The sequence below is a fragment of the Amycolatopsis roodepoortensis genome (assembly GCF_024628825.1).
GTDB lineage: Bacteria > Actinomycetota > Actinomycetes > Mycobacteriales > Pseudonocardiaceae > Amycolatopsis > Amycolatopsis roodepoortensis.
This window is the reverse complement of sequence record NZ_CP102415.1, coordinates 9,321,727-9,340,653: the sequence shown is the minus strand read 5'-3', so window position 1 is coordinate 9,340,653 and position 18,927 is coordinate 9,321,727. Positions and strand designations below refer to the sequence as shown.

Sequence of the window (18,927 nt, the reverse complement as noted above, 5' to 3'; positions counted from 1 at the left end):
ACGGCTCCCGGCGCTACGAAAGACCGGTGCTCTCCCGCACGATCAGTTCGGGGACCACCAGGTCGCGGTCACGGTTCTCACCGCCGTTCATCCGGCGGCGGAGCAGGTCGAACGTGCGCCTCCCGACTTCGACGAAGTCCTGGCGCACCGTCGTCAACGGCGGCGTGTAGTAGGCCGCCTCGGGAACGTCGTCGAAGCCGACGATCCGCATCTCCCCCGGCACGTTGACCCCGGCTTCGGTGCAGGCGCGAAGGAAACCGAGGGCCATCTGGTCGTTGGCCACGAACACCGCGTCCAGGCCCTTTTCACCGACGAGGGATCGCCCCGCCGCGTACCCGGAACGTGCGCTCCAGTCGCCGCGGATGACGGGCGGGATCCGCGCGCCGTGCCGCTGCAGGGTCTCGCGCCAGCCACGTTCGCGGTCGAGCGCCTCCAGCCAGTCTTCGGGCCCGGCCACATGCCAGACCGTCTCGTGGCCGAGGCCGAGCAGGTGCTCGGTGGCGCGCCGCGCGCCGTCGTACTGGTCCACCGAGATCACCGGGACCGGCGCCTTCTGCCCGCCGCCGACCGCGACGAGCGGCACGTCGCTGGGCGCCGCCTCCAGCGCGCGTGCGGCGGTGACATGCGGCGCGATCACGACGATGCCCTCGACGGCCTGGCGGCGCAGGCGCTCGACCGCGTCCGCGATGGACGACCGGCCAGGACGGCTGATGCTGGTTATGGTCGTCGCGTAGCCGGCCTCGCGGGCCGCGTGCTCGATCCCGCTCAAGGTGCTGGCCGGACCGTAGAGGTTCGCCTCCAGTGCGACCACGCCGAGCGTGCCCGAACGGCCGGTGACCAGGGCGCGGGCGACCGAGTTCGGCCGGTAGTCCAGCTGCTCGATGGCGGCGTTGACCCGGACACGCGTCTCGGCGCGGACCGGCCCGGTGCCGTTGATGACCCGCGAGACCGTCATATGCGAAACACCCGCGAGCGCGGCCACGTCGGTGAGACTGGCCTGCTTGCTCTCGGTGGTGTCGCGCGCCATCGCCTGTCTCCCAATCCCGGTACCGTGTGACGAGTGCCGCAAGTGTTAGCGATAACACGAGCCGGGTCAAGCGCTCTTCGAGTCACAGTCGGGTCACGGAGCCGCCTCCGTGCGCGGAGAGGTGAATCGAACGCGGTGTGCCGCGAAAGCCACCTTCGGGACATCTGATGTCCCGAAAGTGGCTTTCGCGGCTTCGATCGCCGGAGGCGCGTCCAGCCCGGAAGCGGCCGAGTCAGCTGGAGGCGCGATGCGTGAGCGAGACCGGCAAGATCCGCTGGCGGGGCTTGAACTCACGGTCGTCCATCACCGCGAGCAGGGTCTCGACCATCACGCGCACCTGTTCGCGCGGGTCCTGGTGGACAGAGGTCAGCGGCGGGTCCATCTCCGGCGCGAGGGTCGCGTTGTCGTCGAAGCTGACGACGGCGACGTCCGACGGTATCCGCCGTCCGGCGGAATGCAGGGTGCGGAGCGCGCCGAGGGCCATCATGTCGCTGGCCACGAAGACGGCGTCGAGGTCGGGGCGCCGGGCGAGCAGGTTCGACATCGCCTTCGCCCCGCCGGTCAGGGTGAAGTCGCCTTCCTCCATCAGGTCCGCCGGGTCGAGCCCGGCGTCGAGGAGGGTCTTGCGCCAGCCGGAGAGCCGGTCGATCGCCGCGCTCTGGTCCTGCGGGCCCGCGATCGTGGCGATCCGGCGGTGGCCGGCCTCGACCAGATGCGCGACCGCGAGCTTCGCGCCGCCCTCGTTGTCGAAGTCGACGACGTGGACACCGCGTTTCAGCCCGGCCGCCTGCCCGCCGTACACCACCGGGATCCTCAGCTGCCGCAGCGCCTTGGGCAGCGGATCGGTCCGGTGCGGCGCGAAGACCAGCACGCCGTCGACGTGCCCGCCGTCGAGGAACCGGACCGTGCGGTCGAGATCCTCGCGGGTGTCGCTGAAGATCAAGACCATCTGGCAGCCGACGTCGGCGAGTTCGCGGTAGCCCGCGCGCATGACCGCGGTGCGGTACGGGTCGTCGAGCAACCGCGCCTCCGGCTCCGACAGCACGACCGCGACCGCGCCGGTCCGCCTCGTCACCAGCGATCTGGCCGCCTGGTTCGGCGAGTAACCGAGTTCGCGGGCCGCGGCCTGGACCTTCTCTCGGGAGCGCGCGCTGACGTAGCCGTCGTCGTTCAGCGCACGGGACGCCGTCGACCGGCTGACCCCGGCGGACGCGGCGACGTCCTCCAGCGTCGGCCTGCCGTCTTCCTCTGGTCGAGGCCCCACCCGCGCCACCTTCACTCTTCAGCTCCATCCGGACACCGACAGCTTAATGCTCGGCGAGCGGCGACACTGAGAGCGCTCCCCTGATGGAAACACTCTCATTACAAGCCCTTGACACCGCCATACCTTGGCGACAGACTCTGCGCATCCTGGGAGCGCTCCCATTTTCTCCTCACCCCATCAGCAAGGGACGCAAGAGCGTGAAAAGAGTCCACCAACCCATCGGCGCAAGGGGTTAAGAACCGTGAGAAGCATCCGGAACGGCCTGGTGCTGGCACTGGGTATCACGATGACGACGTTCGGCCTGGCGGCGTGCGGCGGTGACGACGGCGGCGCCCCCGCCGCGTCGGACCCGAACGCGAAGGTCGAGCTGTCGCTGGCGACGTTCACCGAATTCGGCTACGAGGAGCTGATCCCCGAGTACGAACGGCTGCATCCGAACATCAAGATCACCCACCGCAAGACCGGTCAGGGCGGGCCGTACCACCAGGACCTGATCACGAAGCTGGCCGCGGGGTCCGGCCTCGCCGACGTCACCGCCGTCGAGGAAGGGCACCTGTCGAACGTTCTCGACAAGGGCTCGAAGTTCAACGACCTGACCAAGATCGGCCCGGCGGAGGCGTCGCCCGACCGCTGGCTCGGCTGGAAGTACGAAGCGGCGAAGACCAAGGACGGCAAGGTCATCGGATACGGGACGGATATCGGCCCGCTGGCGATGTGCTACCGCAAGGACATGCTCGAAGCGGCGGGGCTGCCGTCCGATCCCGAAGCGGTCAAGCCGCTGTTCGCGACCTGGGACAGCTACTTCGCCGCCGGTGACCAGTACGTCGCCAAGACCGGCGGGAAGGCGTGGTTCGACTCGGCCGCGCAGAACTTCAACGCCATGGTCAACCAGCTCCCCACCGGCTACATCGGCAACGACGACAAGCCGACGCTGGAATCGAACCAGGGCATCAGGGACGCGTGGACCAAGGTGACCGGCGCCGTCGCGAAAGGACAGTCGGCCAAGCTGACCGCGTTCAGCAACGAGTGGAACTCCGGTTTCAAGCAGGGCGCGTTCGCCACGAAGGTGTGCCCCGCGTGGATGCTCGGCGTGATCGAGGAGCACTCCGGCCCCGAGAACACCGGCAAGTGGGCGGTGACCGCGGCCTTCCCCGGGGGCGGCGGGAACTGGGGCGGCTCGTACCTGACCGTGCCCACGCAGTCGAAGCACCCGAAGGAGGCGGCCGAACTCGCCGCCTGGCTGACCGCGCCCGAGCAGCAGATCAAGGCGTTCAAGGCGAAGGGCACCTTCCCCAGCCAGGTCAAGGCGCTGGAGGACCAGGCGCTGCTGAGTGAGACCGACGCCTACTTCGGCGGCGCCAAGATCGGCCAGCTGTTCGCCGAGCAGGCGAAGAAGGTCGCGAAGCCGCAGTACAAGGGCCCCGGCGACGGCCAGATCCAGGAGAACGCGTCGAGCCCGGCGCTGCAGGCCGTCGAACAGGGCAAGTCCGCGGACGAGGGCTGGGCGCAACTGATCGACGCCGCGAAGAAGATCACGCGCTGACCGATGACCGTCGTCGACAAGGTCGCGCCGGACGAGGAGAAGGCCGGGGTGCGCACGTCGCCCCGGCCCACCCTCCGCCATCGGCTGAGCCGGTGGGACGTCAAGGTCTCGCCGTACCTCTACATCGCCCCTTTCTTCGTCGTGTTCGGGATCGTCGGGCTGTTCCCGCTGCTCTACACGGCGTACGTCTCCCTGTTCAGCTGGGAGGCGGGTGACGACAACCCCGTTTTCATCGGGCTGGACAACTTCAAGGAGCTGTTCGCCGACACCCAGTTCTGGAACGCGCTCGAGAACACCGTCAGCATCTTCCTGCTCTCCAGCGTTCCGCAGCTGATCATCGCGGTGCTACTGGCGGCGCTGCTCAGCGCCAGGCTCCGCGGGGCGACCGGCTGGCGCGTCGGCGTCCTGCTGCCCTACGCCGCCAGCCTGGTGGCGCTCGGGATCATCTTCGCGAACCTGTTCGGGCCGAAGTACGGGCTGGTCAACGGCCTGCTGCAGACGATCGGGCTGGATCCGGTCGACTGGCAGGCGGGCCGGTTCAGCAGCCACGCCGCGATCGCGATCATGGTGAACTGGCGCTGGACCGGGTACAACGCGCTGATCGTGCTCGCGGCGATGCAGGCCATCCCGAAGGAACTGCACGAGGCCGCGCTGATCGACGGCGCGGGCGCCGCACGCCGGTTCTTCAGCATCACGCTCCCCTTGCTGAAGCCGACGCTGATCTTCGTCACGATCACCTCGACGATCGGCGGCCTGCAGATCTTCACCGAGCCCAAGCTGTTCGACGCCATGCCGGGGTCGAACAACGGTGGCTCGTCCAACCAGTTCCAGACCGTGACGCTGTACCTGTACCAAACGGCCTTCGAGAACTACGAACTCGGTTATGCCTCGGCGATCGCGTGGGTGCTGTTCGTGATCATCGTGCTGATCGCGCTGGTGAACTTCTTCCTCACCGGCAGGCTCACGGCGGTGAAGAAGAGATGACGGTCATCCACAGTGGACTCAAGCGAGGCGTTTCGGCGCTGGGCAAGCCGCGCAGGGCGACGTATGTCGTGCTCACGATCTTCGTGCTGGGCTCGCTCTTCCCGTTCTACTGGTCGTTCCTGGTCGCCAGCCGGGACAGCGGGATGCTCACCGAACGGGTCCCGCCCTTCCTGCCCGGCGGGAACTTCTTCGCCAACGCGGCGAGGGTGTTCGACACCGTGCCGTTCTGGAAGGCGCTCGCGAACAGCCTGATCGTGTCCGGGACGGTCACCCTCACCACGGTGCTGTTCTCGTCGCTGGCCGGGTTCGCCTTCGCCAAACTGCGGTTCCGCGGACGGAACGGCTTGTTCGTGTTCATCGTGATCACCCTCGCCGTACCGACCCAGCTCGGCATCATCCCGCTGTTCATGGCGATGTCGGAGTTCGGCTGGGCGGGCGGGTTGCAGTCGGTGATCGTGCCCAACCTGGTGACCGCGTTCGGTGTCTTCTGGATGCGTCAGTACACAGTGGACGCCGTCCCGTACGAACTGATCGAGGCGGCACGGGTCGACGGCTGCAGCATGATCCGGATCTTCTGGAACGTCTGCCTGCCCGCGGTGCGCCCGGCGGCGGCGATCCTGGCGATGTTCACGTTCATGACTTCGTGGAACGACTTCCTGTGGCCGCTCGTGGTGCTGGACGCCGGCAACCCCACCGTCCAGCTGGCTCTGGAGAAGCTGCAGAGCGGCTACTACGTCGACTATTCGCTGGTGCTGGCCGGAACGACCCTGGCCACCATCCCGATCCTCATCGTCTTCCTCCTCCTCGGCCGTCAGATCGTGGCCGGGATCATGCAAGGTGCCGTGAAAGGGTGACCATGTCCGCTCATCCCGACAGTGTCCGGGCGAAGACCGCGCTGCTGTTCCCGCCCGGATTCGTGTGGGGCGCCGCCACCGCCGCCTTCCAGGTCGAAGGGGCGACGACCGCCGACGGCCGGACCGATTCCATCTGGGACGTCTTCGCCCGCCGCCCCGGCGCCGTCGTCGGCGGCGACACCGGGGAGCCGGGCGCCGATCACTACCGGCGCTACGCCGAAGACGTCGATCTCATGCGACGGCTCGGGCTCGGCGCGTACCGCTTCTCCCTGTCGTGGCCGCGGATCCGGCCCGACGGCGGAGCTCCGAATCCCCGGGGTCTCGCGTTCTACGACCGGCTCGTCGACAAGCTGCTCGAAGCCGGAGTGGAGCCGTGGGCGACGCTGTATCACTGGGACCTCCCCCAGTCGCTGGAAGACGAGGGCGGCTGGGCGGCGCGCGAGACCGCGTTCCGGTTCGCCGAATACGCTGAAACGGTCGTGGCGCGCCTGGGTGACCGGGTGCCGCGCTGGTCCACCCTGAACGAGCCATGGTGCGCCGCGATGCTGGGCTACGCGCGCGGGATCCACGCGCCCGGCAGGCAGGAACCCCGCGCCGCCGTCGCGGCCGCGCACCACCTGCTGCTCGGACACGGGCTGGCGATGGACGTCCTGCGGCGGCACGCGCCGGCCGCGTCGTCGGGGATCACGCTGAACCTGTACCCGGTGTCCGCGGTCGATCCGTCGTCCACTGTGGACTCCGAAGCGGCGCGCCGGATCGACGGCCTGCAGAACCGGCTGTTCCTGGATCCGGTGCTTCGCGGCTCCTACCCCGAGGATCTGCTGACCGACCTGGCGCACCTCGGCATCGGTGAGCTGGTGCGGGGCGACGACCTCGCGACCATCGCCGCTCCGATCGACTGGCTGGGCATCAACTACTACCGCGGCTACCAGGTCGCGGGCACCCCGATGCCCGGCAGCGAACCGGCGGGCGCCGACTGGCTCGGCTCCCCCGACGTCCATTTCGTGCCCGACGAAGCGGCGCCTCGCACCGACTCCGGCTGGGAGGTCCAGCCCTCGCGGCTCACCGAGTGCCTCCTCCAGGTCCATCGCGACTATCGGCCGATCCCGTTGTACATCACCGAAAACGGTGCGTCCTACCCGGACGCGCTGATCGGCGGGGACATCGCGGACACCGACCGGATCGCCTTCCTCGACTCGCATCTGCGCGCCGCGTACGAGGCGATCGAGGCGGGCGTCGACCTGCGCGGCTACTTCTACTGGTCGCTGCTCGACAACTTCGAGTGGGCCGAGGGGTACGGCAAGCGGTTCGGGCTCGTCCACGTCGATTACGCGACGCAGCGGCGGACGCCGAAACAGAGCGCGCTCTGGTACGCCCGGGCGATCAGTCTCAACGGGCTGAGCTGAGGCCGAGTGTCGTTCAGGACGTTCTTCGTCCTGAACGACACTTCGCTGGGGGGGATTGCGGTGGCCGCGCTCCGGCAGGTCTTGTTATCGTGGATACGGACCTGATCAACGAGCAGTGGAGACCAGACGTGGCAGGTGAAGACGACATCTCCGGGTGAGCCGGAGTTGGCAGGCCACCGGCGTCGACGCCGAGGCGGCCTCTTTGTCGTCCCCTCAAGCCACGTCCACCGCGGTGCAGCCTCGAGGCGCCCGCTGTCTTCCACGAGGTCATTTCCATGTCAGACGCCTTCGTCGTCGTGTCCGCCCTCTCCTTCTCCTGGCCGGACGACACCCCGGTCTTCGACGACCTGTCCTTCACCGTGCCCGGTGGCCGCACCGGACTGGTCGCGCCGAACGGGGCGGGCAAGAGCACGCTCCTCAAACTGATCGCCGGCGAACTGCGTCCGACGTCCGGGTCCGTCTCCGCCCAGGGGGTGCTCGGCTACCTGCCGCAGTCGCTGCCGCTCACCGCCGACCTGACAGTGGCCGAGGTGCTGGGCATCGCGCCGCAGCTCGCGGCGCTGAGCGCGATCGAGTCCGGCGACGCGAGCGAAGAGCACTTCACCACCATCGGGACCGACTGGGACATCGAGGAACGCACCCGCGCCCAGCTCGACCGGCTCGGCCTCGACGGCATCTCGCTGGACCGGAGCCTGCACACGTTGAGCGGCGGACAGATCATCTCCCTCGGCCTGGCCGCGCAATTGCTGAAGCGGCCCGACATCCTGCTGCTGGACGAACCGACCAACAATCTCGACCTCGACGCCCGCCGCAAGCTCTACGGGGTGCTCGAAGACTGGTCCGGCTGCCTGCTGCTGGTGAGTCACGACCGGGAACTGCTCGACCGGATGGACCGGATCGCCGAACTCGACCGCGGCGATCTCCGGTACCACGGCGGGAACTTCTCCCAGTACGAAGCGGCGGTCAAGGCCGAGCAAGAGGTCGCCGAACGCAACGTCCGCAGCGCCGAACAAGAGGTCAAGCGGGAGAAGCGGGAGATGCAGCAGGCGCGCGAGCGGGCGGCGCGCCGAGCGGGCAACGCCGCCAGGAACCTCGGCAACGCCGGCCTGCCGAAGATCTTCGCCGGCACCATGAAACGCAACGCCCAGGAGTCCGCGGGCAAGGCGAACGAGACGCACGCCGCCCGGGTGAGCGAGGCGAAGAGCCGCCTCGACGAGGCCGAACGCTCACTCCGCGACGACCACAAGATCGCGCTGATCCTGCCGGGCACCAACGTCCCCGCCGGGCGCACGATGTTCCAGGGCGAGCACATCCAAGTCCGCTACGGCGACCGGAACGTCTTCGCGGGCGACGGCGTCGACCTGACGATCCGCGGCCCCGAACGGATCGCGCTGACCGGCGGGAACGGCACCGGCAAGTCGACCCTCCTGCGGGTGCTCAAGGGAGATCTCACGCCGGACAGCGGCGTGGTGAAACGCGCCGAAGGCCGTATCGCGTACCTTTCCCAGCGGCTCGACCTGCTGGACCTCGACCGGACGATCGCCGAGAACTTCGCCGCGTTCGCCCCAAGCCTCCCCGAATCGCAACGGATGACCCTGCTCGCCCGCTTCCTGTTCCGAGGCGCGCGAAGCCAGCTTCCCGTCGGCGTGCTCTCCGGGGGCGAACGCCTGCGAGCCACCCTGGCCTGCGTCCTGTTCGCCGAACCCGCGCCACAACTCCTGCTGCTCGACGAGCCGACCAACAACCTCGACCTCGTCAGCGTCGGGCAGTTGGAGAGCGCGCTGGGTGCGTATCAAGGGGCTTTCGTGGTCGTGAGCCACGACGAGCGGTTCCTCCGGGAGATCAAGGTGGACCGGCGGGTGCGGTTGACCGATGGAGCGCTCGTGGAGTCCTGAGGCTCGCGTTCCCGCTCACACCGGATCTGCTCGTGTCTTGAGGCGTTTCCTTGGCTACGCGAGCAGGTCCGGTGTTCCGGCCTGCAGATCGGGCCCTTTCCTGCCTTCGGATCCGGCATGGCACCCGGCCGGTCACTCGAACGCGAAGATCGCGGCGAGACTCTCATTGCTCTGCATGGCTTCTCCCGGGACACCGCGGCTTCCTGGAAGACGCGCAATTAGTCGGCTAATTGCTTTAGGGTAATCGCCGCTTCGCCACTAAATCACTCGTCAGTGTTATTTGCACGTTTCGCTTGTCGCTTAAAATTACGAACACCTGTTCGATTTTGCCGGGTATTATGGAGGTGTGTCCGAGACCTTCCTTCCCGAGTTGCCGCAGGAACTGTGGCGTGCCGGCAAGCTGGAGCTTGCCTATGGCGTGCTGCAGTCGTTGCAGGTGATTCGGATGGCCACCGCGGGTTTGGGGCGGTTTCTGGCGGAGGTCGAGTCTCGGGGCGCGAAAGACTTGTTCGGGCATGGGACTACGGCGAGTTGGTTCGCGGAGATGGCGGGGTTGTCGCGGGCTGAGGCGGGTGCGGTGGTGAAGCGGGCGGTCGCTTTGAACCCCACCCGCGCTTTGGATGGCACGGAGGTTCCACCGGTCGCGCCTGCGACCGCCGCGGTCGCTGCCGAGGGGTTGGTCGGGGATGAGCGGATCGATCAGATTCTGGAGATCTTGAAGAGGCTTCCTGCCGATACCTCGGTTGAGGATCGGGCGGTCGCGGAGAAGATCCTCGCCGAGTTGGCCCCGACCGCCGGTCCGCAGCAGCTCGCCAAGACTGAGGCGAACCTGCTGGGCTGGCTGGATCCCGACGGCAACGAACCCCAAGACCCCGAACCCAAAGAACCACGCCGGGAAATCACCCTGGAACGCCGCAAAGACGGGTTCTGGAAACTCACCGGCCTGCTGGACGACGAGACCGGTGCCCGCACCGCCGCCGCGCTGGAGGCCTACGCCCAACCACGGCCAGTCGACGAGTTCGGTCAGGCGGATCTGCGGATGAAGTGCGAACGCCTGGGAGACGCCTGGGCCGACCTCCTCGACCTCGCGATCGCGTGCCCGGACCAGCCCGGAACCAGCGGCTACCGCACCCTCGTGAACGTCACCATCGGACTCGACGAACTGAAGTCCGGTCTCGGCACCGCGTGCCTGGATTTCGTCGGGACGATGACCGCCCGGGAAGCGCGGCTCGCCGCTTGCGACTGTCTGATGTTGCCGGTCGTGATGAGCGGTGCCGGAGAACCCCTCGATGTGGGACGGCTACGACGGTTCGTCACGCCCGGTCAGAGACGGGCGCTGAACATCCGCGACGGTGGCTGCGCGTTCCCGGGCTGTCACCGGAAACCCAAGAACTGTCACGCCCACCACATTCATCACTGGGCAGACGGCGGACCCACCGACCTCCGGAATCTCGTGCTGCTATGTAGTTTCCATCACCGCCTGATTCATCACGGTGACTGGCAAGTCCGGATGGCCGCCGACGGGTTACCCGAGTTCATCCCACCCCAATACCGAGACCCACTCCGAAAACCCCGGCGCAACACCCTGCATCACCACTAAATGTCGAGGAGCCCGTCGGCCACACCGGCGACGGGCCCTTCGGCATGCCCACCGGCCGCCACCCAGGTCACGCCGTTCACGGGCCCCTTGCTGATCGGACCGATCACGCACGACTGTGTGGATTTCGGGACGTCAGATGTCCCGAAATCCACACAGTCGTGCGATCGTGCCGAACATCCGGTTCATGGCCACCGACGGCGCCTAGTTCACCGGCCAGACGATGTTCCCCAACGGCGGCTACACCACCCGCTGACCTTGCCCTGGCCAGGACACCGTAGCCCGGACACCAAGGGCAGTGAACAAGTCCCTCACTACCCGCCACAACGCGATCACACCCGATCCTGAGGCGGCGGTGCCGGCTAAAGCGTGACGTGCCGTTTAATCCCTCCGAAGCCGGACCGTACGCGCGCGCCCACAGCCGGACGACGAGAGTTCTCCTGCCGCGACATGCAACCACTCGAGCAAAGAGAGACTCCCTCCCGACATCCAAGGTCGGACAACGGCCCAAGGACCACCGCTTCGAAAGCACCGACCACGAAAAAGCCCGCCGCCGGACCGGCGACGGGCGAGGAAAGAAAAGGTCCCGCTTCCGCTCAGCGAAGGCTGGGGGTTCCTGCGAGCAGGAAGCGGGAGTTTGTGGCCGGTACGGGGGCCGCCTCTCGGCGAAAGGCTCAACACGGCTCCGGCCGAACCGGTATTCCGTGAAGGCGAAGGGTGAGGCCCGGGGGCACCATCCGTACCGACACTCTCTACAACGCACCACCGTTCGAAATGTTCCCCGGCGCCGATCCCGAATAGGTGTGACCCGTGTCTACACTCGAATGCACGACTCGAATGCTCAAAAAACGTCCGCCTCCGCTCAGCGAAGGCCTGGGGGTTACCTGCGAGCGGAAGCGGACAATTGTCATAACGCGGCGACACACCGAAATGTTCCCATCGAGCGAGTGACCTGGGTCAAGCCGAAAACCGCCGGACGAAAAAGACCCGCTCCCGCTCAGCGAAGGTCTGGGGGTCACCTGCGAGCGGAAGCGGGAGCGAAGGCCGATACGGTGGGCCGCCTCTCGGCGAAAGGCACGACATGGCTCCGGCCGAACCGGTATTCCATGAAGGCGAAGGGTGAGGCCCGGGGGCACCATCCGTACCGACACCCTCTACAACGCCACGACCCGGAAAACGTTCCCCACGAAAGAAGTGACGCGCGTCAACACACGAATGCGGTAACGCTCAACAGGGCGGCGGAACCTGATCGACCAGTTCTTCGGGAGCGGACAGCCGCCATGCCTCGTAGACCAATTCGTTCAGCTCGTCGGATTCGATGCCGTCGAGGTACACCACCACCCAGCCGAATCCCCCGGCCGTGAACTGCACCTCGAAGACGTCCGGCCGCTCGGCCACGAGGGCTTCCTGTTCCGAGAGCGTCTGCTTCAGGCCGACGGTCTGGGTCCGCGGCCAGAAGTAGCCGAACCGCTTCCCGCGCACACTGAACGACTCCCACTCCTTCGCGTCGGATCGCTCGACCTCGGCGAGCGTCTTCAGCATCCGGTGGAACTCGTCACTCGACACGCTCATCGTGAACCCCAAACCCCAGTAACTCCGTCGGCCTCAGTCTAGGTGCCCGGGTGGTCCCGGCATTCGAGGACGTCGATCGGTAGATTCGCCGGAGGAAGATCCACTCGACCCGGGGAGCTGTGCCATGGACCGTCCGGCCACGGCGGCAGAGTTGTTCGACGCCATAGGTTCCGCCTACGAAGACGTCTTCGGCCGGGCGCCGGTGGTCGACAGGGCGGTGCGGCAGCTGCTGGACGGCCTGCCGCCGTCATCGAGGGTGCTCGACCTCGGCAGCGGCACCGGCAGGCCGGTGGCCGAGGACCTCTCCGCCGCGGGCCATCGGGTGACCGGGCTCGACGTGTCCCCGGTGATGATCGATCTCGCGCGTGAGCAGGTTCCCGCCGCCACCTTCGTCCACGCCGACGTGCGTGACTGGACCTCGCCGCCCGGGTCGTGGGAGGCCGTCTGCGCCTTCTTCCCGTTCCTCCAGATGCCGCGCAGGGACACCGAAGCTGTGCTCGCCGACATCGCGCGCTGGCTGGTACCGGGTGGGCTCTTCGCGCTCGTCACCGTTCCGCGTGACGCCGAGGACGCGCACGCGGAGTTCTTCGGCCGCACGTTCCGCGTGACCAGTTTCGCCCCGGACGACCTCGTCCGGCGGGTCGAGGCGGCCGGGATGGAGGTCACCGGCACCCATTCGGAGGTCTTCACGGCGGACGAACCGGGGACACCGCCAGAGGAACACCTCCTGATCACGGCTCGACGCCCGGTCTGATCGTGCGTGTCGTCAGCGTGATCACCCCGGTCCACCCGCCGAGCCTTCCGTACCTGGCCGAGGCGTACGAATCCCTCGCCGCGCAGGAACTCCCGCCGGGCTGGGCCTGGGAATGGCTGGTGCAGGAGGACGGCGAGACCGGTCTGCTCGACGGCGTCCTCCCCGCGGACGACCGCGTACTGCCCGGCTCGGGGCGCCGGGGCGGCCCCGGGGTCGCGCGGATGCTGGCCCTGTCGCGCTCCACCGGTGAGCTGATCAAGGCACTCGACGCGGACGACCTCTTGGCACCCGGCGCGCTCGCGCGGGACATCGCGGCGCTGGAGGATCCCGACGTCGGCTGGACGACCTGCCGGGTGCTCGACCTCTTTCCCGACGGGACCACGGCCGGCGTCGACAGCGACCCGGAAGAGGGAAGGATCGAACGCGGCGCGATCCTGCGCCACTGGCAGCGAAACGGCTACGTGTCGTCGGTGGTGGCCGGGACGCTGTGCATCCGCCGTGAGCTGTTGCTGGAGCTCGGCGGCTGGATGGCGTTGCCCGCGTCGGAGGACACCGGGCTGGTCCTCGCCGCGAACGCCTGCTCCGACGGCTACTTCGTCTCCACGTGCGGCATGTTCTACCGGAAGTGGGCCGGGCAGGTCACCCGGTCCGCGGCGCACAACGACGACGGCGAGCGGCTCGCGCGAATGAAGCTGATCGAGGAGCGCGCCGAGGTCATGCTGGCACGTCGACGAGGTCGAGCAACGCCTTCGCGCACAGATCCCGGATCTCGTCCCGGGTCAGCTTCCGGTACTTGAGCCAGTCGAGGCAGACCGCGACGACGAAGGCCAGCCAGCCCCGCACGAGCACCCGCAGGGCCTCCGGCGGCTCGCCGTCCGGGCACAGCACCTCCAGGATCCGGCGTCCCTGCTCGGCGAAGTTGTTGTCCAGGACTTCGCGCACGCCGTCGACGGCGATCGACGTACCCGAGTGCAGCGCCCGGTAGCCGTCCTCGTTGGCTTCGACGTAGCGCAGGTACGCGTCGAGGCCCGCGGTCAGCTGCTCCGCGACCGGGAGTGTGCGATCGGACTCGGTCATCTTGAGGAGCCGCTCGCCCTCGGCCCTGATGACCTCGGTGACGAAGTCCCGCTTCGTCGGGAAATAGTGGTACAGCAGCCCGCGCGACACCTCGGCGATATCCGCGACCTGCTCGATCCACACGTCGTCGTACGGCCGCTCCGCGAACAGGCGGGCGCCGATCCGCAGCAGCTGTTCCCGTCGCTCGGCGGTGCTCAGCCTGCTGCGGGGTTTCCCGGAGGTACTCGGCGCCATCTGGGCATCGTACTTACTTGACACGAGTTCAGTAACAGGCCACGCTCGCTATTGGATGCCGGTTCAACAGTGCACACAGTGCTCATCAGGAGGGGCTCGATGGCCACCGCTCTCCCCCATCCCCCGCGTCGGATCCCGCTGATCGGCGACGTGCTCGGCGTGTCGCCGAAGACGCCGGTCCAGGACTCGATGCGGCACGCGGCCGAGCTGGGGCCGGTCTTCGAGCGCAAGGTATTCGGCCGGAGCATCGTGTTCGTCAACGGTGCCGAGATGGTCGCCGACCTCTCCGACGAGAAGCGCTTCGCGAAGCACGTCACGCCCGCGATCTCGAACCTGCGCCCGCTCGGCGGCGACGGTCTGTTCACCGCCCACAACGAAGAGCCGAACTGGCGGCGCGCGCACGAGATCCTCGCGCCGGCGTTCAGCCGCAACGCCATGCAGCGCTACCACCCGACGATGCTGGCGATCACCCGCGAGCTGCTGGACACGTGGGACAAGGGTGGCGAGGTCGACGTCGCGGACGACATGACCAAGCTGACGCTGGAGACCATCGGCCGGACCGGATTCGGTTACAGCTTCTCTTCCTTCGAACGCGCCGAGCCGCATCCGTTCGTCGCCGCGATGGTTCGCACGCTGCGTCACGCGCAGCGGATGGCCATCCAGCCGCCGGTCATCGGCCCGCTCCTCAGCCGCAAGGCGAACCGGCGCAACGAAGCCGACCTGGCGTTCCTCCACTCCGTCGTCGCCGACGTCATCGAAGCGCGCCGGGACGACACGAGCACCGAAGACCTGCTCGGGCTGATGCTGAACACCACGCAGCCGAGCACCGGTGAGGCGCTGGACGAGGACAACATCCGGCACCAGATCATCACCTTCCTCGTGGCCGGGCACGAGACCACGTCGGGCGCGCTGTCGTTCGCCCTGTACTACCTCGCCAGGAACCCGGACGTCCTGGCCCGCGCACAGTCCGAAGTGGACAAAGTCTGGGGTGCGAATCCGGACCCGTCCTACGAGGAAGTGGCGAAGCTCCGTTACGTCCGGCGAGTGCTCGACGAAGCGCTCCGGCTCTGGCCGACGGCGCCGGCCTTCGCGCGCCAGGCCCAGGTGGACACCGTCGTCGGCGGCGAGTACCCGATGCGGAAGGGACAGTGGGCGCTGGTCCTCATCCCGGCGTTGCACCGCGACCCCGTGTGGGGAGAAGATCCCGAGTCGTTCGATCCGGACCGCTTCTCGCCGGAACGCAACCGTGCCCGTCCGGCGCACGTCTACAAACCCTTCGGCACCGGCGAGCGGGCCTGCATCGGGCGGCAGTTCGCCCTGCACGAGGCGACGCTGGTGCTCGGGATGCTGCTGAGCCGGTACGAGCTCCGTGGCGACCCGTCTTATCGGCTGAAGGTGCAGGAACTGCTGACCCTCAAGCCGGAGGGCTTCAAGCTGGAGGTTTCGCTCCGCGACCGGGCATCGGTGGCCGCGACCACCTAAGACCTCAGAAGCCGGTCACATCTCCGTTCCGGGATCCGTCAGTGCGGTGAAAGCAAGACGGAACCCCGGAGGAGAACGAATATGGAAACCCGCATCCCGAATCCCGCCCTCGCGAACCCCGCCACTTTGAAGGCCTTGATCGCGCTGGCGGAGTCGACCGGCGACACCGGTGTCCCGAAGACCACGCACTACCTCATGCACGTCCGCGCGAGCCAGATCAACGGATGCAGCGGCTGCCTGGAGATGCACACCAAGGAGCTGCGCAAGGCGGGCGAGTCCGACGAGCGGATCTTCACCGTCGCGGCATGGCGCGACACGGCCTACTTCACCGACGCCGAACGGGCCGCGCTCGCGCTGGCCGAGGCCATCACCCGGATCGCGGACCGAGCCGACCCGGTCGACGACGAGGTCTGGAACGAGGCGGCCCGGCACTACGACGAAGCGCAGCTGTCGAGCCTGGTCCTCTCCATCGCCGCCATCAACACCTGGAACCGGCTCAACGTCGCCACGCGGCAGATCGCCGGCGCCGCCTGATCGGCCTACTCGGCCTGCCGTAGTTCCACACAGCACTCCGCCGCGCCGGGAACGAGGGCCGCCTCCACGTTCCCGGCGCGCACGCCGTTCAGGAAACCGGCCAGGAAGGCCTGATTGATCCCGCAGACCAGCTCCGGAGCCTCGGCGGCCAGCGGATGGAACGGGCAGTTCCGCAGCCGGACACAGGTCCTGCTGTCCCGGCTCGGCTCGAAGCCGTAGCGGCGAAGCACCCCTTCGGCGACGGTGAGCGCGCGTTCCGCGCCGAGCCTGCCCGGACGCGTTCGTACGCGTTCCTCTTCACCCGCCGCGAAACCGCGCTCCCCCGCGACCCGCAGCACCGCTTCCCGCGCTGTCTCACCGCTCCCTTCGGCGAGCACGGCCTCGGCGAGGATGCCCGCCAGGATCTCGTGCCGCCGGGCGGGAAGCTGCACCTGGATGGCCTCGTCGACGGGTTCGTAGACCTTCGGCCTCCGCCCCACCTTCACCACCGGGCCTGCCGCGAAGCCGAATCTGAGCAACCCGGCCGCCACGAGCTTGTCGAGATGGAAGGCGGCGAGCTTGCGGGAGATCCCGACCGCCGCCGCGGCTTCGTCACGCGTGACAGGCCGCCTCGCGCGCCGGGCGTAGGCGTACATGCCGCGACGGAGGTCGTCGTCGAGCGCCGCCACCGCGGCGATGGCGGGGGCGTCGAGGCCGTCCGGGTCTGGCGGGTCGGGCACTGTCACGTTCACCACGATATCGCCTATCTCAACCGGCGGAACATTCTGGAGTGTCGATCTACCATGTAAGATAAGCCGCCGGGTGCCAAAACACCCAAAAGTCTTGGTTTAATCCACCGGGGGATCGGTTCAGCCTAGGAGGCCCAATGTCCACTCCTGCCTTGCGCGTCGTGCACGAATCCGGGCCGGGGCCGGACCTGGCGGCTGCCGAGACCGCGGCCGCCGATCTCCTCACCGCACTGGGCATCTCGCTGGACTCCGAGAGCCTCCGCGGCACGCCCGGCCGGATGGCGCGCGCGTACGCCGAGCTGTTCACCCCTCGGCCGTTCGATCTCACGACCTTCCCCAACGATGAGGGCTACGACGAGCTCGTCCTCGCCAGGGGGATCCCGGTCCGGTCGGTCTGCGAGCACCACCTGCTGCCGTTCGTCGGGGTCGCGCACGTGGGCTACCTGCCGGGAGACCGGATCCTCGGCCTGTCGAAGCTGGCCAGGATCGTCGAGCATTTCGCCTGCCGTCCGCAGGTTCAGGAACGGCTCACGAAACAGGTCGCCGACTGGCTCGAAGAGCAGCTCGAACCGCGCGGCGTCGGCGTGGTGATCGAAGCGGAGCACTCGTGCATGACGTTGCGCGGGGTCCAGGCCGTCGGGTCGAGCACCGTCACCTCGACCCTGCTCGGCACGCTGCGCGAAGACGCTCGTTCGCGCCAGGAGTTCTTCGCGCTCACCGGGATCAACGGCTGACAGCGGGCTCTTGCGCGTAGGCCGCGGAGACGACCTCGCGGTCGAAAACCCGCCAGGTGAGCGCGGAAACGATCACCGCCACCACGAAACCGGCCCAGTACGGTGTCGTCAGCCCGAACTTCGACGCCACCGCCCCGCCGAGCAGCGCACCGACGCAGTTGCCGCCGGCGATGACGAACAGACTGGTGCTGCCGACCCGGCCCAGCATGCCGGGCGGGGTGAGCCGCTGGCGCAGGGAACTGCCGACGATTCCCCACAGGGCGCCGTGCACCCCGAAGAGGAACAACGTCACCCCGACGACCGGCCCGCTCGTGCTGGTCGCGAGGACCAGATGGGTCCCGGCCTCGATCAGCAGCCCGATCCGCAACGTCCAGGTCGGCGTGCACCAGGCGATCAGCCGGGCCCCCATGACCGAGCCGAGCAGCCCGCCCACCGCCATGCAGGTGAAGAGCAGGCCGTACCCGACGGAACCCAGCCCGAGCCGTTCCTTCGCGAGCAGCACCAGGACCGAGGTGGCCGCGACGAGCGTCAGGTTCAGCATCCCGATCAAGCCGATCATGGTCCGCAGCAGACGCTGGCCGGCGAGCCAGCGGAACCCCTCGGCCACCTCCGATCGCATCGACCGGCGCTCGGCCGGCTCGACGGGCCGTGACCGGTACGCGCCGGCGATCAAGCCGAGCAGCAGGGCGCTGACCGCGTACGTGCCGGCGTTGACGTAGAACGGGATGCTCGCCGCGACGCCGAACAGGAATCCGCTCAGCGGACCGGAAAGCATGCCATGGGCCAGCGTCGTCCCGGCGTACAGCCGCCCGTTCGCCCGCTCCAGCAACGCCTTCGGCACGATCGCGGGCAGCATCGCCCCGCTCGACGTCCGGAACACGACCTCGCACGCGTTGATCACGAAGAGGACGGCGTACAGCAAGGCGATACTGACGTCGCCCATCGAGATCGCGATGGCCAGCAGGGCGACGGCGGGCACGCGGATCCAGTCCAGGGTGATCATCAGCTTGCGCCGGTCCACCCGGTCGGCCAGCACTCCGCCGGGCAGCGAGAAGAGCAGCCAAGGCAGCCACGCCACGGCGAACCCGCCCGAGACCACGAGCGGCTCGTCGGTGCGGGAAGCGATCAGCAACGGCGCCGCCACCGTCGCGAGACCGCTGCCGAGCGCGGACGTCGTACTCGCCGCCCAGAGCTTCGCGTACCTTCCGTCGAGCCTCTCCCCCGTCATGGGACCAACGTAGC

The 18,927-nt window shown here is 68.1% G+C and carries 17 protein-coding genes; 11 read left to right on the top strand and 6 right to left on the bottom strand.

Annotated features, from left to right (window positions below):
• Nucleotides 1-13: 13 nt before the first annotated feature.
• A complete protein-coding gene (locus tag NQK81_RS44530; protein WP_257486320.1) occupies nt 14-1,027 on the bottom strand; it encodes a LacI family DNA-binding transcriptional regulator in 1,014 nt (337 codons plus the stop codon).
• A gap of 232 nt (nt 1,028-1,259) precedes the next feature.
• Nucleotides 1,260-2,306, bottom strand: coding sequence for a LacI family DNA-binding transcriptional regulator (locus NQK81_RS44525; RefSeq protein WP_257486319.1), 1,047 nt, complete (start codon nt 2,304-2,306; stop codon nt 1,260-1,262).
• A gap of 226 nt (nt 2,307-2,532) precedes the next feature.
• Between NQK81_RS44525 and NQK81_RS44520 the strand changes: the two genes are divergently transcribed.
• The 6 genes from NQK81_RS44520 (at nt 2,533) to NQK81_RS44495 (ending at nt 10,573) form a co-directional block, all read left to right on the top strand.
• Nucleotides 2,533-3,834 (top strand): ABC transporter substrate-binding protein, encoded by a 1,302-nt coding sequence (locus NQK81_RS44520; protein WP_257486318.1) that lies wholly within the window; start codon nt 2,533-2,535, stop codon nt 3,832-3,834.
• Nucleotides 3,835-3,837: 3 nt separating this feature from the next.
• A complete protein-coding gene (locus tag NQK81_RS44515) occupies nt 3,838-4,818 on the top strand; it encodes a carbohydrate ABC transporter permease (protein WP_257486317.1) in 981 nt (326 codons plus the stop codon).
• Nucleotides 4,815-5,672, top strand: coding sequence for a carbohydrate ABC transporter permease (locus NQK81_RS44510; protein WP_034323760.1), 858 nt, complete (start codon nt 4,815-4,817; stop codon nt 5,670-5,672). Before NQK81_RS44515 ends, NQK81_RS44510 begins: the two co-directional genes overlap by 4 nt.
• A gap of 2 nt (nt 5,673-5,674) precedes the next feature.
• Complete coding sequence (locus NQK81_RS44505) at nt 5,675-7,078, top strand: GH1 family beta-glucosidase (protein WP_257489965.1); 1,404 nt, start codon at nt 5,675-5,677, stop codon at nt 7,076-7,078.
• 275 nt (nt 7,079-7,353) lie between these two features.
• Nucleotides 7,354-8,973, top strand: a complete 1,620-nt coding sequence (gene abc-f, locus NQK81_RS44500; RefSeq protein ID WP_257486316.1) for a ribosomal protection-like ABC-F family protein — start codon at nt 7,354-7,356, stop codon at nt 8,971-8,973.
• A 346-nt stretch (nt 8,974-9,319) separates the two neighbouring features.
• Nucleotides 9,320-10,573, top strand: a complete 1,254-nt coding sequence (locus NQK81_RS44495; protein WP_257486315.1) for an HNH endonuclease signature motif containing protein — start codon at nt 9,320-9,322, stop codon at nt 10,571-10,573.
• 1,224 nt (nt 10,574-11,797) lie between these two features.
• On the opposite strand, the gene NQK81_RS44490 is transcribed toward NQK81_RS44495, so the two are convergent.
• The gene (locus NQK81_RS44490; RefSeq protein ID WP_257486314.1) at nt 11,798-12,142 is read right to left on the bottom strand and encodes an MmcQ/YjbR family DNA-binding protein; all 345 of its coding nucleotides are present in this window, start codon (nt 12,140-12,142) and stop codon (nt 11,798-11,800) included.
• A gap of 124 nt (nt 12,143-12,266) precedes the next feature.
• Here NQK81_RS44490 and NQK81_RS44485 point away from each other — a divergent pair, with 124 nt between their 5' ends.
• Together NQK81_RS44485 and NQK81_RS44480 are read left to right on the top strand one after the other, a co-directional pair.
• Nucleotides 12,267-12,896, top strand: coding sequence for a class I SAM-dependent DNA methyltransferase (locus NQK81_RS44485; protein WP_257486313.1), 630 nt, complete (start codon nt 12,267-12,269; stop codon nt 12,894-12,896).
• A 2-nt stretch (nt 12,897-12,898) separates the two neighbouring features.
• A complete protein-coding gene (locus NQK81_RS44480) occupies nt 12,899-13,693 on the top strand; it encodes a glycosyltransferase (protein WP_257486312.1) in 795 nt (264 codons plus the stop codon).
• On the opposite strand, the gene NQK81_RS44475 is transcribed toward NQK81_RS44480, so the two are convergent.
• The gene (locus NQK81_RS44475; protein WP_257486311.1) at nt 13,611-14,207 is read right to left on the bottom strand and encodes a TetR/AcrR family transcriptional regulator; all 597 of its coding nucleotides are present in this window, start codon (nt 14,205-14,207) and stop codon (nt 13,611-13,613) included. The genes NQK81_RS44480 and NQK81_RS44475 overlap by 83 nt on opposite strands.
• A 99-nt stretch (nt 14,208-14,306) precedes the next feature.
• Between NQK81_RS44475 and NQK81_RS44470 the strand changes: the two genes are divergently transcribed.
• Both NQK81_RS44470 and NQK81_RS44465 read left to right on the top strand, forming a co-directional pair.
• Entirely contained in the window at nt 14,307-15,689 is a 1,383-nt protein-coding gene (locus NQK81_RS44470) for a cytochrome P450 (protein ID WP_257486310.1), read from the top strand.
• Between the two features lie 81 nt (nt 15,690-15,770).
• The gene (locus NQK81_RS44465) at nt 15,771-16,223 is read left to right on the top strand and encodes a carboxymuconolactone decarboxylase family protein (RefSeq protein ID WP_126737353.1); all 453 of its coding nucleotides are present in this window, start codon (nt 15,771-15,773) and stop codon (nt 16,221-16,223) included.
• A gap of 5 nt (nt 16,224-16,228) precedes the next feature.
• On the opposite strand, the gene NQK81_RS44460 is transcribed toward NQK81_RS44465, so the two are convergent.
• Nucleotides 16,229-16,954, bottom strand: a complete 726-nt coding sequence (locus NQK81_RS44460) for a helix-turn-helix transcriptional regulator (RefSeq protein WP_257489964.1) — start codon at nt 16,952-16,954, stop codon at nt 16,229-16,231.
• A 134-nt stretch (nt 16,955-17,088) separates the two neighbouring features.
• On the opposite strand from NQK81_RS44460, the gene folE reads away from it, so the two are divergent.
• Nucleotides 17,089-17,685 carry a GTP cyclohydrolase I FolE gene (gene folE, locus NQK81_RS44455; RefSeq protein WP_257486309.1) on the top strand — a complete coding sequence of 199 codons (597 nt, stop codon included), beginning with the start codon at nt 17,089-17,091 and terminating at the stop codon, nt 17,683-17,685.
• Here folE and NQK81_RS44450 read toward each other — a convergent pair.
• The gene (locus NQK81_RS44450) at nt 17,675-18,913 is read right to left on the bottom strand and encodes an MFS transporter (RefSeq protein WP_257486308.1); all 1,239 of its coding nucleotides are present in this window, start codon (nt 18,911-18,913) and stop codon (nt 17,675-17,677) included. The genes folE and NQK81_RS44450 overlap by 11 nt on opposite strands.
• Nucleotides 18,914-18,927: the final 14 nt, after the last annotated feature.

What these genes read in the sequence shown, in the direction of transcription:
- NQK81_RS44530 (WP_257486320.1), bottom strand. Translation starts at nt 1,027, where the DNA reads ATGGCGCGCGACACCACCGAGAGCAAGCAGGCCAGTCTCACCGACGTG.
- NQK81_RS44450 (WP_257486308.1), bottom strand. Translation starts at nt 18,913, where the DNA reads ATGACGGGGGAGAGGCTCGACGGAAGGTACGCGAAGCTCTGGGCGGCG.
- NQK81_RS44515 (WP_257486317.1), top strand. Translation starts at nt 3,838, where the DNA reads ATGACCGTCGTCGACAAGGTCGCGCCGGACGAGGAGAAGGCCGGGGTG.
- NQK81_RS44510 (WP_034323760.1), top strand. Translation starts at nt 4,815, where the DNA reads ATGACGGTCATCCACAGTGGACTCAAGCGAGGCGTTTCGGCGCTGGGC.
- NQK81_RS44475 (WP_257486311.1), bottom strand. Translation starts at nt 14,207, where the DNA reads ATGGCGCCGAGTACCTCCGGGAAACCCCGCAGCAGGCTGAGCACCGCC.
- folE (WP_257486309.1), top strand. Translation starts at nt 17,089, where the DNA reads ATGTCCACTCCTGCCTTGCGCGTCGTGCACGAATCCGGGCCGGGGCCG.
- abc-f (WP_257486316.1), top strand. Translation starts at nt 7,354, where the DNA reads ATGTCAGACGCCTTCGTCGTCGTGTCCGCCCTCTCCTTCTCCTGGCCG.
- NQK81_RS44485 (WP_257486313.1), top strand. Translation starts at nt 12,267, where the DNA reads ATGGACCGTCCGGCCACGGCGGCAGAGTTGTTCGACGCCATAGGTTCC.
- NQK81_RS44465 (WP_126737353.1), top strand. Translation starts at nt 15,771, where the DNA reads ATGGAAACCCGCATCCCGAATCCCGCCCTCGCGAACCCCGCCACTTTG.
- NQK81_RS44470 (WP_257486310.1), top strand. Translation starts at nt 14,307, where the DNA reads ATGGCCACCGCTCTCCCCCATCCCCCGCGTCGGATCCCGCTGATCGGC.
- NQK81_RS44505 (WP_257489965.1), top strand. Translation starts at nt 5,675, where the DNA reads ATGTCCGCTCATCCCGACAGTGTCCGGGCGAAGACCGCGCTGCTGTTC.
- NQK81_RS44490 (WP_257486314.1), bottom strand. Translation starts at nt 12,142, where the DNA reads ATGAGCGTGTCGAGTGACGAGTTCCACCGGATGCTGAAGACGCTCGCC.